Genomic DNA, 14,209 nt, shown 5'->3' on the forward strand with positions numbered 1-14,209 from the left:
ACTATTTAGGCTCCTGTACGAAAACGGTTGTAGCGGTCAAAGCGTATTGACCTTCTTCGTTAACTATTGCCTTGCCCATAGCGGATGTCGGGAACCTGGGATTGATCTTGGCGCAGGCCCGAAGAACCATCAACTCGTTCTCAAGGCCGTTTTGAAAAGTCCGCACAGGGCGCACCTCGTCGGACAAGTCAGTGCAGTCAGGGATGGTCGGTACTGTTATGGACGCAAATGGATCTTGACGGATCATTTCTAGACGCAAGCTGTTTTCACAATTGCTGATAAAACCGGCTCGGTTGCAGATAATCGCCTTAATATCGTCATGCTGTGGGTTAATGCCGGTGTTCAGCCTAATGTCGCGAACGGTCATGTCGACAGCCCGCTCCAGTTGCGCATGTTTCAGTGTTACTAAGCCAAGCTCCAATCCCGAAAGAACCAGGAAAAACACGGCAGGGAATATGATAACAAACTCGACAGTCACATTGCCGTCTTCCTTGCGGCGAAGCTCAGTTAGAGCGGAGAACATCCGGCGCATCATTGTGTCAACCTCAACATACGAACCGAGGACGCGATTGAAGTAAAGGCATCTGTAAGGTCAGGCGCCGATGCATCATAGTAATGACTGGCAGAGCTTGCGCAGCCTTGCAGCACCTTTTGACCGTTCGCAGGGGCATTGACGCTGACACTAAAGACAATCACGCCTTCATCTTTGGCTGCCTTGCATACGTGCTTGGTGCGCGCATCCTTGGCTACTGCATTTTTCTTGCTGAACGCGCTGCTTTCCCACTGCCCATAGGCACTTGGCGACTGGGTGAAAATATTGTTTTCGATGTATTCCAAGGACACAAGGTTCAGCAGTTCAACGTAGGACAACTGTACCGACTTGCCGGGCTCGTCTTCTTTAACGCATGAAGTTTTGCTGCCTTTGGTCGTGCAACGTGAGTCCCCGTTGCCGTAAGGGTGATCCTGCCAGCTGTTATCATGAGGCCACCAATACATAGGGGTGCCATTTGATTGGAAGACTGAGAAACGATCGGCTTCCTCATTATACCACAAATCCGACAAGGTAGTACGCATCGAGGGGTTGAGCATGTGCTGATCGGTGTTGTCCCCGTCGGACACCAGGATCAGAACTTTTAGAACGTTACTATTGTAATCCATTGGGCGGTATTTGAATGCTTCCGGGACGATACCATCACCATCTGCGGATACAGGAGTGGCCAGACCATTGATGACTGGGCGTGTGCTCGGATCCAGTAAAATAAGGCCCCAATTTGCACCGTTGTCCAGGCCAGAATCTTCGTCTGCCACTGGGTTGCTTAGCTTGGTCAAGCCATCGACATAGTCATGAAGCACTGTTTCATTGTTTTGGAATGGCAGGATCGCTGATCCAGGGCGGATTGGGCAAACGGGATTTTGAATCGGCTCTTTTGTCTCGGTGTAAGGGTCGAAATGAGCCGTTTGCTCCAGCACTCTGGTCAGAGAAAGATCAGGCTTGCTAAATTCATTGTCGATAAAGTTGACGCAATGCGAGTGGCCATGAAAACGGTCGACATTGTAGTATTTCAGCAAATCTGCGCCAGCGTTAACCTGGCTGGAATACGGAATCAGGGAAAACGAAACTTCGTTGCTCCAATGCCCGTTTTTCTTTCCTATCTTTGTGATGATGTTTTTCGTTGCATTTTTTAATTGAAACAAGTCGATCGAGGTCGAAACGTCCAATACGATTGAGATTTCGGCAGCACCGACGCTTTCCTCGGCAGTGCTCGCTGCGGGTGCGATCAATGTATCAACACCAGAGAGGTGCATGAATTGGGTCTGTATCTCAGATTGGGCTGTCGCCGACACCTCTCGATAACCAGTGTCGTTGACTACATTGATATTGGTCAGATTTTCCAGAAGGCCCGCCTTTTCTAGGTACGAACGAACGACAGATCCTGGTTCCGCCTTTTGATCAAGATCCGCCGCAGCCAAAACAGACCGATCCAGCGTGTACTGCAAATTTGCACGTTCGCTCTCGTGGCGCATGAAATCGATACCAATTCCCACAAAGGCGACAATAGCCACAAACATAAATAGGGCGAATATAGTAAGCGCGCCATCCTCGTCGCGGGCAAGACGTCGAGCACCTTTCCACACACCGAATGCAGGAGAAACGCTAGAGCTTGTTGATTTTACAAAATTCGTAGGCATTTATAACCTCCTTTAGCGGCGGAAAGCTGCCATAAGTTCATTTCTATTAGGGGAAGGCTCGCAATTGCAGGTATTGCAATTACGGAAACATTTACTAGGACATTGACTCAGAATCCCTCTAAGTCTTTGGAATTAGGTTTATTTTTTAACTGAGAGCATCTCTATAAACTCTGTGATTTGAATATGTCAAAAATGCGGCGGCCTACTGGCCATTTGGAGGGATTATCTTTTATGGAAAAAAACGATTCATTAATGTCTGGTTAATATAGAGGCTTCAAAAATGGGGCTGCCTTCTTGAAAACGGCCATTCATCCCATCTGGCAGAGCACTCTGCAGCGCTGCGGTCAGCACCAAGGGCAACGCGCAGATGGTAGACTATGCAAACAAACATAGAAACACGCCTGCCTCCAAGCTGGTGATGGCATCCAGCAAGGCGCAAGAACAAGGGCCTCAGGACGCGATGATGGCCGCGATTCGAGCCGCATTTGTGGCCAACCCCATGAAAAATCCGACCTTCGCTGCGCTATGTCGAATGAGCAGGTCGGGCTCTCTTACGCTGTTCGCTACAATCTGTACCAATGACTGCTATCATGTGCTGCGTGGTCAGGAAAAGAAGCCTGGCTGCTTTGCTCAGCTACTGGTCGGGCTTTGCATCAGTCAGTGAGCGTGTGAAAGTCGTTATCATGGCCATTGCTGCATCTTTGTCTTTACCAACCTGTTTCAATCAGGTCGAACCGCTGAGCGACAACCCTAGGTTCATAGCTGTGGACGTCGAGACTGCCGGGTACGATATCGCGAGCATCTGTCAAATTGGCCTCGCTTTTGTTGGGTTTGACAGCTCAATTGTAACTTATAGTGCATACATCGATCCCTGCACGCCATTCGCTGCAGGCAACACCCGATTGCATGGCATTGATGCTGCGACTGTCAAAAACGCCCCCAAATTTGCAGAAGTACTGCCAGACCTGCGTCCGGTTCTTAATGCAAATCCGCTTATTCAACATAGCCGTTACGATGAGAAAGCCTTTGACGCAGCGTGCCGACTTGCAGGACTTCAAGTGTTGAAGTCGGTATGGTCAGACAGCGTTACCATCGCTCGCCAAGCCTGGCCGGAGTTGGGGGGCAATGGTGGGCATGGTCTGGCCAATCTCAAGAAGGTGTTAGGGCTTCAATTCAAACACCATGATGCCGGGGAAGATGCACGTGCTGCTGCCGAAGTTACTTTGAAAGCAGAAGCTTCAATGGGGCGAAAAATCGGGCTGCTGAATGCCTCACAGCAGTTGGTCTTTGATTTTCAGTAGTGCGAGAGGGCGACTTCGTGGGCCGTAAGGCATTAAAACAACCATCAGCTCAAACTGAGGGCTCAAATTTCATGAGAAATAGTATTTAGATTTAATGTGCATGCTATGTGTATTTTATGGGCGCCAAAGAGTAACATTCAAAGATGGGTCTCGGTTAAGGCTATGATTTGCATGCCAAAAGTGTTTGCCAAATGGGCAAACTATGGGTCATTTTACATTCAAATTGGTCTGACCAAAGAAGCGCCAAACCTGTGTTGAGCAGGTTTGGCATTTTTTTGAAAGCCCAACAGCACGCAGGCCAAGGACGAACGGGACGTTATGTTTTGAAGGTCGTAATTCATCAAGGTTTTCATAAAACGGGCACAACGACCTTGCAAAAGACGCTCTCGAAAAATCGGGGATACCTGAAAGATCGCGTGAATGTTCTTTTGCCTGATGACTTGCAAGAAGCCAGCCTGGCCGCGCGGCGGTATGCGGTCGCCCCCAAGGATCGCACCCTTCGCAATTTCGGAGCAATCGTTCGCGAGGCGCTGAAGCCTTTTGCGGACCATGGTGGCAAACCCCTGCTGATCAGCAATGAAGAATTCGCTGGTTTGATCCCCGGTCGCAAAGGGGTTTGGTCATATGAGCAAACGCACGTTCTTGCCAAAACTCTGTTGGATGAGGTCTTGCGCCTGACTGATGCCGGGGATCGCATTATCTTTCTATTTACGACCAGAAACGCGGCTGATTGGATCAGAATTACATATTGGCAAAACCTTCGCAGCCATAGAATCCGCGAGGATCTGTCACAGTACGGCAAGGCGTTGCAACAGGGTGCAGATCTTGAGATGGTGGTGCGCCGCGTGAAAGAGGTGGTTTCACCGCGCGCCGAGGTCGAATCTGTCAACGTTTCTGGGCTGGGCGATCACGATTTCGCGTTGATCAAGACACTGTCCATTCTGAATGTGAGATCCGACAGGCTCATCACAAGTGACAATCGGAACGTCCAGCCTGCAGGTGGCGCGGACTATTTTCTGGACCTGAATCGGTCGAATTTGAGCGATGAAGAGGTGGCGGCCGCGAAACGAGCTTACTTGGACAAGCTGAAGCAGTCGAATGACACCCATTGATGAGTTGAAGTAGGGGCAGGCCCAGATTGGCACCGCTGCCCAATTTAGTTGCTGTAATGCAACGATCGGACGGCTCAAATCGGATGCACAGATAGCATTGGATGAAGCGGAATATCATGGTTCCCAAAATACCGCGTGGAATTGGTGGTACATGAAGGGCGAATACCCTAGGCTTAATTTGCAATTAAAAAACAAATGTTTGAGTAGAGAATCGCTTTGATCTTTCTTGAGACTAGTGTGTCGCCATTTGTCAGAAACAATCTAAGGTTGAATTATTTTCACTTTTAGTATCAGTTTGACTTGACACACCGGAAACATTTACGTGATTGCTGCACTTCGGTCTCTTTTCCGCCAGATTCTGTCCTGATAAGTAGGTGTAGTAAGCAGTGATTTGTTGAAAGGTACAGGCGGATACAATGACAGCCGGGGACAGCGGTCGCATATCCATTTCGTGGACGCAGACAGAGTTAAACGGACTTGAGGCGGCGCCTCAGTCTTTTTTGAAAGTAGGAGCCGCTTGGTCGTGGCGAGGGCAGGCCCTTTCGTTGGCCAGTCCGGCCGAGCAGGGCCTTGTGTTGTCGGGCCAGGCCGAAGCATACGCATCAAAAGTGCTAAGCAGAATAGCGCCGTTGCCGAATCTGGCAGACGGAGCACTGGGTCGTATCGTTCTGACCAATGGCGCGCAAAAGTACACGGCGCTATTGTTTTCGGTCGCCGGAGAGGCAGATCCAACGCTGGTTTTTGAAAATGGGTATCCGGCGCGCGATCAGGAATTCTGGGTCAGTGCGTATACCGAGTTTGAAAGCGAAAGCAATTCCAGCCTCACGGACCAAACCGTTGTCGCTTTCCCGACGCGGTCGCCGATGGATAAGGGTTGGGAAAACGCAGTTGCGGGCGTCCGAAGCGTAGCAGACTAAAGTTCCAATCAGGCTGCCTGCATTCGCACATAGCAAAAAAACCATAGCCGTGTTGACTCCGCCAGTTCTGCGGATATAAGCGCGGCTTCATTGGTGTTGGTGGACCCCGCAAGGGGATTCCTGTCATGGGGGAAACCTCAAGAGGACAACGCCCTTCATAGTGGCCTGTGTGGGCCTCGACCTAAAGAAGGAGATCAGCCGTGACCAAACGCACGTCTGCCAAGTACAAAATTGACCGCCGGATGGGGGAAAACATCTGGGGTCGTCCGAAATCCCCGGTCAACCGTCGCGAATATGGCCCCGGCCAGCACGGCCAGCGGCGCAAGGGCAAACTGTCGGACTTCGGTCTGCAGCTGCGCGCCAAGCAGAAGCTGAAGGGCTACTATGGCGACCTGACCGAGAAGCAGTTCCGCCGCATCTACGCCGAAGCCGTGCGTGTGAACGGCGACACCGGTGAAAACCTGATCGGTCTGCTGGAGCGTCGTCTGGACGCTGTTGTCTACCGCGCTAAGTTCGTTGCAACCGTTTTTGCTGCACGTCAGTTCGTGAACCACGGCCACGTCAAAGTGAACGGCCAGCGGGTCAACATCCCCAGCTACCGTGTCAAAGAAGGTGACGTGATCGAAGTGCGCGACAAGTCCAAGCAACTGGCTGTTGTTCTTGAAGCCGTTGCTCTGGCCGAGCGTGACGTGCCTGACTACATTGACGCCGACCACTCGAAAATGACCGCGACCTTCGTTCGCGCGCCGGGCCTGGGCGATGTACCTTACCCGGTCGTCATGGAACCGAACCTGGTCGTCGAATTCTACGCGAAGAACTAATCTCGCCGACATCGAATTTTCGAAAGGCCGCGCATCTGCGCGGCCTTTCTTTGTTTGAAAGAGGCGCTGTTCCCAATTGAGGCGGGCTGTGCTTTCGCCGGGACGACTGGGGCCAGATGAATAGCGGATCAGATCGGCAAAGGGCGCCCCTCAGCGATTGCCTCCATTGCGAAATATGATGTGACGCTGTCCAGTTCGACCTTGTCGATCAGGCGCTGATATACTTTATCGTAAGATGACATATCCTGTGTGACGACCTTCAACTGATAGTCATAGTCGCCGCCGATGCGATGGAAATCCACCACTTCGGGGATGGTCAGGACGTGGCGGCGAAAGGCCTGCAACCAGTCCGCCGAATGATGCCGGGTGCGTAGCATGACAAAGACGACAAGGCTTAGCCCCAGTTTCTCACGCGCGATCTGCGCGGTTGATCCGGTAACGACACCATTTTCGTTCAAAGCCTTTAATCGGCGCCAGCAGGCGTTTTGCGATAGCCCGACCCGATCAGCCAACTCACGCTGAGATAGCGTTGCGTCTGTTTGAAGCTCACGCAAGATACGTTTATCGATTTGATCTAAATTTTCAGCCATTCCGCATCATATGACACAAAATTTTAGAATTCTACCAAAAGATAGGGGAGGTTTCCGCGGCAATGATCAATCATATTTGATTGTGCAATACGGAGATTTCACCATGACCTTGTCAAAATTTCGCGCAGACCTCCAATCCACCACTCGCAATTCAACCCTGCGCGACGGGCTGATCGGAGAGAATGTTCTGATCCCCGGTCTGAATGGGGACGTGCCGCTGGTTTATGCGGACTACGTCGCTTCGGGTCGTGCGCTGCAGCAGGTAGAGGATTTTGTCGCCCATGAGGTGCTGCCTTTTTATGCCAACAGCCACACTGAGGCCTCCTATTGTGGGTCGTATATGACCCGTCTGCGCCGCGAAGCGCGCGCGGAAATAGCCCGCATTGTTGGAGCAAAGGAAGACGACGCGGTGATCTTTACCGGGTCCGGCGCCACTGCGGGTCTTAACCGGCTGGTCAGTTTGATGGGAATTGAGGGGGCTGACCGGCCGGTTGTTCTGATCGGGCCGTATGAGCATCATTCGAACATCCTCCCCTGGCGGGAAAGCAAAGCGCAGGTCATCGAAATCCCCGAAGCGCCTGAAGGTGGCGTTGATCTGGATGCACTTGAACGGGCATTGGTGGACAATTCCGATTCCGATCTGATTGTCGGTTCATTTTCCGCTGCCTCTAACGTAACCGGCATCATTACAGACCCGGACCCGATCACGCGGCTGCTTAAGTCTCATGGCGCTGTTTCGATCTGGGATTACGCCGGTGGTGGACCTTATTTGCCGATGGACATGGGGCCAGAAGATGCGCGCAAGGATGCCATCGTAGTCTCTCCGCACAAGTTCCCGGGCGGCCCGGGCGCGTCCGGTGTGCTGATCGTCAATCAGAACGCAGTTCGCCGCACTTGCCCAAGTTGGCCTGGTGGCGGCACTGTCAGCTTTGTGTCGCCCTGGCGCCATGACTACAGCGAGGATTTGGCCACGCGAGAAGAAGCCGGAACACCCAATGTGATCGGAGATATTCGCGCCGCGCTGGCCTTCATCGTCAAGGATGTCGTCGGCACGGATGAAATTGCTGAACGCGAAGCCCGGTACAATGAAATGGCATTGAAAGGGTGGGGCGACAATCCGAACCTGACTTTGCTAGGTACTGAAAACCCGCATCGTTTGCCGATCTATTCTTTCCTTGTGCGGGACAACTCTGGCCGGCCGGTGCATCAGCAGCTGTTTACCCGGATGCTCAGCGACATCTACGGCATTCAGGCGCGCGGTGGTTGCGCGTGTGCCGGGCCATATGCGCATCGCTTGCTGGAAATCGACCGTGAAACGTCCGCTGAATTGCATGCCGCATTGTCCGCAGGGGAAGAGATGAAGAAACCCGGATGGGTCCGCCTGAATTTCTCGTACCTTATGAGCGAAGAGACGGTTCAGTTCATCATCGACAGCGTCAATGACCTGTCCCACCGGACTGAGGAATTTACCCCTTATTACAACGCGGACCCGGCGACCGCCCGCTTCAAAGCAGCGTGACGGAATTGCCGCTTTTCTCAACGCGTTGAGACGGGTATGAGAGGCTCCAACAACGGAGCCTCTTATGAACAAGATCACCCCGCAACCCGGCATTATGGACATCGCGCTTTATCAAGGCGGTCAGTCGCATGTGGCCGGGGTGGAGCATGTGATCAAGCTCAGCTCGAACGAAAATCCGTTTGGGCCAAGCCCCAAGGCAATCGAAGCGGTTCGCGATAGCGCGGCAACGCTTCATCGTTATCCCAGTACCGACCACGCCAGTCTGCGCGCGGCGATCGGCGAGCGTCACGCGCTGGACCCGGCACGACTTATCTGCGGCGTTGGCAGTGACGAAGTCCTGCAGTTCATCGCTCAGGCTTATGCGGGCCCTGCGGATGAGGTCATCTATACCGAGCACGGGTTTTCGATGTACCCGATCATCGCCCGCATGGCTGGTGCAACCCCAGTGATGGTGGCCGAGCGGGATCGCCACGTGGATGTCGACAACATTCTGGCTGCCGTGAACGACCGGACGCGGATTGTGTTTGTGACCAACCCGGGCAACCCGACCTCGACCATGATCCCCGAGGCTGAATTACTGCGTCTGGCCGAGGCATTGCCCAAGACCTGCCTGATGGTGATCGACGGGGCCTATGCCGAGTTTGTCGATGGGTTCGACGGTGGTGCATTGCTGGTGGATCGGTTTGACAACGTGATCATGACGCGAACCTTTTCCAAGGTGTACGGTCTGGGCGGAATGCGTGTCGGATGGGGCTATGCGGCGCAGTCGATTATCGACGTTCTGAATCGGGTGCGCCAGCCGTTCAACCTGTCCTTGACCGCGTTGGCTGCTGCAGAGGCAGCGGTGAATGACTTGGAATTCCTGTCCTTCTGCCAGGCTGAAAACGCGCGCCTGCGGGTGTGGCTGTCGGAAGAACTGGACAAGATCGGGATTCCGTCGAATGCGTCCTGCACCAATTTCATCCTCGCCCGCTTTGCCAACCAAGCCGAGGCCGAAGCGTGTGACGACTATCTCAAGACCCAGGGTTTGATCGTGCGCCGCGTGGCGGGCTACAACCTGCCAAACGCCCTGCGGATCACCGTGGGCGACGAAGAAGCCTGCCGCCGCGTTGTTGCGGCCATCACTGCGTTCAAAGGGGGCGCCGCATGAGCCAAGTTTACGACCGTGTGGCCTTGATCGGGCTGGGCCTGATCGCCTCGTCAATGTTCTGGGCGATCAAACGCGCCGGGCTTGCGGGCGAGGTGACTGGCTATGCGAGGTCCGAGGCCACCCGCGAAACGGCCCGCCGTATCGGTCTGTGCGACCGCGTTTGCGACAGCGCGCAAGAGGCGGTCGAGGGAGCGGATCTTGTCGTGCTCTGCGTCCCTGTCGGCGCGATGGGGGCTGTTGCAAAGGAAATTGTGCCCGCATTGAAACCTGGGGCGACAGTGACAGATGTCGGCTCGGTCAAACACCACGTAATTCAGGCCGTTGGACCGGAAATCCCTGATGGCGTTCATTTCATACCTGCGCACCCGTTGGCGGGGACCGAGCATTCTGGTCCGGAGTCGGGATTTGCCGAGCTGTTTGACAACCGCTGGTGCCTGTTGGTTCCGGTCAAAGGCTCTGATCCGGACGCGATTGTCCGCCTACGGGCGATGTGGGAAGGCATGGGCTCAAACGTTGATGAAATGGACGCGGATCACCATGATCTGGTTCTGGCCGTGACATCGCATGCGCCGCACTTGATCGCCTACACAATGGTTGGCGTGGCGGATGATCTGCGTCGGGTCACCGATACCGAAGTTATCAAGTATTCCGCTGCGGGGTTCCGGGACTTCACCCGCATTGCAGCCTCGGATCCGACGATGTGGCGTGACGTGTTCCTGACCAACAAGGAAGCGACGCTGGAGATCCTTGGCCGGTTTACCGAAGAGCTGTTTGCCTTGCAGCGCGCAATCAGAACAGGTGACGGCGAGCAACTATTCGACTATTTCACCCGTACACGCGCGATCCGCCGCGGCATCATTGACGCCGGGCAAGACACGGATGCGCCAGATTTCGGACGGGGGAAAACGAACCCATGACACGGGGCTGGAGAACCACTCTGATTGCATTTGCAGCGCTTTGCGCAGCGTCGAATCAGGCTGGTTCACTGGAACGCTCGTTAGTACCGTTGTCGCGGCCCGGCACTGTACTGGTCCCGCAACAGATCGTCCTCAGCAGCGCAGTGTTGCCTCAACTGCCTCCGGCGACGATACGCCCGGAGTTGCGGCCAGCGTCGCCACAGGTTTTGGCGGTTGCGGCCCGTCCCGCAGACCTGCCCCTGCTTGGACCAGACACATCGCTGATGCCGTACCTGCGGCCCAAAGCCCTTGAGCAGGAGGCGCTGTTCAAAAAGCGTAAGTTGCGTAAGGGGTCGGTATGCGGCGACATCAATATACAGGGCAAGCCAGTCGGCACTGTACCGGGTAAGATCAAGGCGTGTGGGATCAAGGACGCAGTGCAGATCACCTCGATCTCGGGGGTGACGCTTAGTCGTCCTTCCACGATGGATTGTGGAACGGCTGTTTCGCTGAACAAGTGGGTTGAAAAGGCAGTCAAGCCGACCTTCAAGAGACGCGGGCCGGTGGTCCAGTTGCAGGTCGCAGCTCATTACGCGTGTCGGACGCGAAACAACCGTAAAGGCGCCCGTATTTCCGAGCACGGTAAAGGCCGCGCGATTGATATCTCGGCTTTCAAGATGGCCGATGGAGAGGTTGTGTCGGTCCTGAAAGGGTGGCGCAAGAACCCGTCGCAAAAACAACTGGTCAAGATCTGGCGCGAAGCGTGCGGGCCGTTTGGCACTGTACTTGGGCCAAACGCCGACCGATATCATCGGGATCATTTCCATCTGGATACCGCCCGCCATCGTCGCGGGCCATACTGCCGTTAACGCAGGATCAGGCGAGGCGCAGGCCCCAGCGGCAACGGCCCAAGTGCCACGAAACCGTCCCGAAAGTTAAGCTGCAGATCCAGCGCATTTGGGTTTCCACCCAACCCGGCCATAAAGTTCAGTGCCCGCGTCACAGGATCAACGGCCTGATCGGGCAGGGCACCTGCGGCATTAGCCATTGCAATCATGTCGCGCCAGTTTTCAGCTTTGACCGCAATCTCGCCCGTTGGGATGCCCTGGTGGTCAATGTCGAACTCACCCGCTGCAAACAAACGCAAAGCGCCCCATTTCATCTCGGCCAGGTTCAGGTCAATCTTCACCGGCTGCGGTCTGCCCTGTTCAAGAGCCGTACGATCCCACGGTTTGTAGAACGTGGCCGTCATGTCCAGTTCGAGCGTCTCAAACGCCTGCGGCAACGTGGTCGCAGACCGCATCAAATCGCGCAGACCATCTCCCGGGGTAAACCCGTCTATTCGAGCGCCGATGGCATAGGTTACCGGAATAGAGGTCTGTTCCATAACCAATGTCAGCGTATCGCCGCCAGCCAGCGCTTCGGCATCATCGGTGATCAACCATGAACCCGCGGTCAAAGCCATTTTTTCCAGCTCCAGCGCCACACCGGGTTGCAGCTGCAGCTCGGCTTGCAGATCGCTGGCTTCAATGGTCGCGGTCTGATCAAAATAGGACAGGCGCTGGGGCGTGTCGGCAAAGCGCAGCACCTGGCGCCCGGGCCAGATCGCAGGACTTTGGAACTCAATCCAATCCGCGCTCCACGCGGTGCCGTTGACCGGGTCTGCCAGAGCAGGACTGTTCAGGCGCGTAACGTGACGAAACGGATACCCGGCTGTTGAAACATCGGAAAAGTCCGCCTGCCAGCCTTGTTCCTGCTGATTGTCGAACCAGGCGGTGATTGCGTTGCGCAATCCGAATCCGGCAACGAACCAATAGGCGCTCCAGATAACCGTTAAAAAAATGACTACTCGTATTAGACCGCGCATGGCAGTTGGCCCTTTTTCCCGCGTTGAATTTGATGTTTATAGGCCGAAACGGGCAAGGACCAGAGCTATGACGATGTGGGTTTTTGGATATGGATCACTGCTGTGGAATCCGGGCTTTCCGGTCGCCCGCAGCGAACACGCCACATTGCATGGATACGCCCGGTCGTTCTGCATGAGCTCGATCCACCATCGCGGCACCGAAGAACACCCCGGCCTTGTGCTGGCACTGGATGAACAGGCCGATGCCAATTGCACTGGCTTGGCACTTTCGGTCGAGACCGGCCATGAAGAACGCACCTTGCACGAGTTGCGCGAGCGTGAGCTGATTTCGTCAGCCTATGTCGAGAAAAACCTTGATGTGCATTTGAACAACGGCGAAGTCGTCACCGCGGTGACCTATGTGATCGACGCGGATCACGTCCAATATTGTGGCGGTATGCCATTGGAAGAGCAGGCGCAGATCATAGCACACGCAGTTGGCGGGCGCGGTCCGAACACAGAATACCTGTATAATACTGCTGAACATCTGGCCGAGATCGACCTGCGCGATCCCGATCTTGAGTGGTTAGCGCAACGGGTGCGCAGCATTACCACATAAATCCTTGGCGTACCCGGCGGATATTGGCTAGATTCACGCCAGAGCAGGCAAGAACCGGGAAGTACGCGCATGGCGCAGGCACATCAGGGCGCGAGACCCCAATTCTCGCATCCCATCCGTCAAATTGTGATGATGTTGGTCGCAATTGGCCTGGCAGGCTTGGGCGTCTTTATGGCGCTGCCTTATGTGTTGCCGGTATTTCAGGCCAACCCGTACCTGAATGGCTTTATCATCCTGGTTTTCATAATCGGCGTTTTTGCCTGTTTCTTTCAGGTGACACAGCTGATTGGGTCGGTGCGTTGGATTGAAGCTTTTGTTGGCGGCGTTGTCCGCGAAGACGCGCGCACGCCGCAATTGCTGGCACCTTTAGCCTCATTGCTGCGCGAACGCGGTGCACGATCGCAGATCAGCTCAAGTTCGACCCGGTCGATCCTGGATTCGGTCGCGGAACGCGTCGAGGAAGAGCGTGAGATCACGCGCTATATTACCAATGTTCTGATTTATCTGGGCCTTTTGGGCACGTTCTTTGGCTTGGCGACCACCGTCCCAGCCATTGTCGACACGATCCGCAGCCTGAACCCGCAAGAGGGCGAAGAAGGGCTGGCCGTATTCAACCGCCTGATGGTGGGGTTAGAAGCCCAGCTACAAGGAATGGGCGTGGCATTTGGGTCGTCCCTTTTGGGCCTTGCCGGGTCTCTGATCGTCGGTTTGCTGGAACTGTTCGCAGGTCACGGCCAGAACCGGTTCTACCGCGAGCTTGAGGAATGGTTGTCCTCAATCACCCGCGTTGGTTTTGCGGCTGCAGATGAGGGTGGCGCAGAGCTTGCGGTTCTGACCCCAGTTCTGGACGCGATGTCCGAACAGATGGATGCACTGCAGGACCTGTTTTCGGGGCAAGAGGCTGATCGTGCTGCCGTGTCGGTCAAACTGGGCCAACTGGTCGACGCGATCGGTGAGATGAACGTGCGACAGTCTGAATCCGAAGGGGTGACGGCCGCATTGGAACGCGTGGCCCTTGGGCAGGACGCCCTTCTGGATCACATGCGTGATCAGGGTACAGGGGATGGAATTGACGCCGAAAGCCGGATGCGCCTGCGGTCGATGGACGTTCAGCTTTTGCGTATCCTTGAAGAAATTTCGGCCGGTCGTCAGGAAAGCATGAGCGAATTGCGCAAGGATATCGAACTGCTTGTCAAAGCCCTGACATTGCCCAGAGGCGCCGTTCGCACCGCTCCGGAAGGAGAGTAA

At 54.8% G+C, this 14,209-nt stretch carries 15 protein-coding genes; 11 read left to right on the top strand and 4 right to left on the bottom strand.

Annotated elements, in window-relative coordinates:
• Position 1: 1 nt before the first annotated feature.
• Both AC2FJF_RS06275 and AC2FJF_RS06280 read right to left on the bottom strand, forming a co-directional pair.
• Complete coding sequence (locus AC2FJF_RS06275) at positions 2 to 532, bottom strand: TadE/TadG family type IV pilus assembly protein (RefSeq protein WP_496723928.1); 531 nt, start codon at positions 530 to 532, stop codon at positions 2 to 4.
• Positions 532 to 2,190 (bottom strand): TadE/TadG family type IV pilus assembly protein, encoded by a 1,659-nt coding sequence (locus AC2FJF_RS06280; protein WP_496723930.1) that lies wholly within the window; start codon positions 2,188 to 2,190, stop codon positions 532 to 534. The genes AC2FJF_RS06275 and AC2FJF_RS06280 overlap by 1 nt, the downstream gene beginning before the upstream one ends.
• Positions 2,191 to 2,557: 367 nt before the next feature.
• Between AC2FJF_RS06280 and AC2FJF_RS06285 the strand changes: the two genes are divergently transcribed.
• From AC2FJF_RS06285 to rpsD, 5 genes are all read left to right on the top strand, one after another.
• Complete coding sequence (locus AC2FJF_RS06285; protein WP_496723932.1) at positions 2,558 to 2,854, top strand: hypothetical protein; 297 nt, start codon at positions 2,558 to 2,560, stop codon at positions 2,852 to 2,854.
• Between the two features lie 19 nt (positions 2,855 to 2,873).
• A complete protein-coding gene (locus AC2FJF_RS06290) occupies positions 2,874 to 3,491 on the top strand; it encodes an exonuclease domain-containing protein (protein WP_496723934.1) in 618 nt (205 codons plus the stop codon).
• Between the two features lie 416 nt (positions 3,492 to 3,907).
• Positions 3,908 to 4,603: a hypothetical protein gene (locus AC2FJF_RS06295; protein ID WP_496723936.1), complete on the top strand. Its 696-nt coding sequence runs from the start codon at positions 3,908 to 3,910 to the stop codon at positions 4,601 to 4,603.
• Positions 4,604 to 5,019: 416 nt separating this feature from the next.
• Positions 5,020 to 5,520, top strand: coding sequence for a hypothetical protein (locus tag AC2FJF_RS06300; protein ID WP_496723937.1), 501 nt, complete (start codon positions 5,020 to 5,022; stop codon positions 5,518 to 5,520).
• Between the two features lie 200 nt (positions 5,521 to 5,720).
• On the top strand, positions 5,721 to 6,341 hold the full coding sequence (gene rpsD, locus AC2FJF_RS06305; RefSeq protein ID WP_496723939.1) for a 30S ribosomal protein S4: 621 nt from the start codon (positions 5,721 to 5,723) through the stop codon (positions 6,339 to 6,341).
• 128 nt (positions 6,342 to 6,469) lie between these two features.
• Here the strand turns inward: rpsD and AC2FJF_RS06310 are convergent, their stop codons facing one another.
• Positions 6,470 to 6,931, bottom strand: coding sequence for an Lrp/AsnC family transcriptional regulator (locus AC2FJF_RS06310; RefSeq protein ID WP_496723941.1), 462 nt, complete (start codon positions 6,929 to 6,931; stop codon positions 6,470 to 6,472).
• A 103-nt stretch (positions 6,932 to 7,034) separates the two neighbouring features.
• Between AC2FJF_RS06310 and AC2FJF_RS06315 the strand changes: the two genes are divergently transcribed.
• From AC2FJF_RS06315 to AC2FJF_RS06330, 4 genes are all read left to right on the top strand, one after another.
• Positions 7,035 to 8,450 (top strand): aminotransferase class V-fold PLP-dependent enzyme, encoded by a 1,416-nt coding sequence (locus AC2FJF_RS06315; RefSeq protein ID WP_496723943.1) that lies wholly within the window; start codon positions 7,035 to 7,037, stop codon positions 8,448 to 8,450.
• 64 nt (positions 8,451 to 8,514) lie between these two features.
• Positions 8,515 to 9,600, top strand: coding sequence for a histidinol-phosphate transaminase (gene hisC / locus AC2FJF_RS06320; RefSeq protein ID WP_496723945.1), 1,086 nt, complete (start codon positions 8,515 to 8,517; stop codon positions 9,598 to 9,600).
• A complete protein-coding gene (locus AC2FJF_RS06325; protein WP_496723947.1) occupies positions 9,597 to 10,517 on the top strand; it encodes a prephenate/arogenate dehydrogenase family protein in 921 nt (306 codons plus the stop codon). Before hisC ends, AC2FJF_RS06325 begins: the two co-directional genes overlap by 4 nt.
• Positions 10,514 to 11,365: an extensin-like domain-containing protein gene (locus tag AC2FJF_RS06330; RefSeq protein ID WP_496723949.1), complete on the top strand. Its 852-nt coding sequence runs from the start codon at positions 10,514 to 10,516 to the stop codon at positions 11,363 to 11,365. The genes AC2FJF_RS06325 and AC2FJF_RS06330 overlap by 4 nt, the downstream gene beginning before the upstream one ends.
• Here AC2FJF_RS06330 and AC2FJF_RS06335 read toward each other — a convergent pair.
• Complete coding sequence (locus tag AC2FJF_RS06335; protein WP_496723951.1) at positions 11,362 to 12,363, bottom strand: DUF2125 domain-containing protein; 1,002 nt, start codon at positions 12,361 to 12,363, stop codon at positions 11,362 to 11,364. The genes AC2FJF_RS06330 and AC2FJF_RS06335 overlap by 4 nt on opposite strands.
• Before the next feature lie 67 nt (positions 12,364 to 12,430).
• Here AC2FJF_RS06335 and AC2FJF_RS06340 point away from each other — a divergent pair, with 67 nt between their 5' ends.
• Positions 12,431 to 12,961 (top strand): gamma-glutamylcyclotransferase, encoded by a 531-nt coding sequence (locus AC2FJF_RS06340; RefSeq protein ID WP_496723953.1) that lies wholly within the window; start codon positions 12,431 to 12,433, stop codon positions 12,959 to 12,961.
• Positions 12,962 to 13,030: 69 nt separating this feature from the next.
• Positions 13,031 to 14,209: a biopolymer transporter ExbB gene (locus AC2FJF_RS06345; RefSeq protein WP_496723955.1), complete on the top strand. Its 1,179-nt coding sequence runs from the start codon at positions 13,031 to 13,033 to the stop codon at positions 14,207 to 14,209.

The organism is Ruegeria sp. CDSB013 (assembly GCF_059611165.1).

Coding starts and splice junctions, on each gene's coding strand:
- AC2FJF_RS06340 (WP_496723953.1), top strand. CDS start 12,431: ATGACGATGTGGGTTTTTGGATATGGATCACTGCTGTGGAATCCGGGC.
- AC2FJF_RS06345 (WP_496723955.1), top strand. CDS start 13,031: ATGGCGCAGGCACATCAGGGCGCGAGACCCCAATTCTCGCATCCCATC.
- AC2FJF_RS06285 (WP_496723932.1), top strand. CDS start 2,558: ATGGTAGACTATGCAAACAAACATAGAAACACGCCTGCCTCCAAGCTG.
- AC2FJF_RS06310 (WP_496723941.1), bottom strand. CDS start 6,931: ATGGCTGAAAATTTAGATCAAATCGATAAACGTATCTTGCGTGAGCTT.
- AC2FJF_RS06300 (WP_496723937.1), top strand. CDS start 5,020: ATGACAGCCGGGGACAGCGGTCGCATATCCATTTCGTGGACGCAGACA.
- AC2FJF_RS06315 (WP_496723943.1), top strand. CDS start 7,035: ATGACCTTGTCAAAATTTCGCGCAGACCTCCAATCCACCACTCGCAAT.
- AC2FJF_RS06325 (WP_496723947.1), top strand. CDS start 9,597: ATGAGCCAAGTTTACGACCGTGTGGCCTTGATCGGGCTGGGCCTGATC.
- AC2FJF_RS06335 (WP_496723951.1), bottom strand. CDS start 12,363: ATGCGCGGTCTAATACGAGTAGTCATTTTTTTAACGGTTATCTGGAGC.
- AC2FJF_RS06290 (WP_496723934.1), top strand. CDS start 2,874: ATGGCCATTGCTGCATCTTTGTCTTTACCAACCTGTTTCAATCAGGTC.
- AC2FJF_RS06275 (WP_496723928.1), bottom strand. CDS start 532: ATGCGCCGGATGTTCTCCGCTCTAACTGAGCTTCGCCGCAAGGAAGAC.
- hisC (WP_496723945.1), top strand. CDS start 8,515: ATGAACAAGATCACCCCGCAACCCGGCATTATGGACATCGCGCTTTAT.
- AC2FJF_RS06280 (WP_496723930.1), bottom strand. CDS start 2,190: ATGCCTACGAATTTTGTAAAATCAACAAGCTCTAGCGTTTCTCCTGCA.
- AC2FJF_RS06330 (WP_496723949.1), top strand. CDS start 10,514: ATGACACGGGGCTGGAGAACCACTCTGATTGCATTTGCAGCGCTTTGC.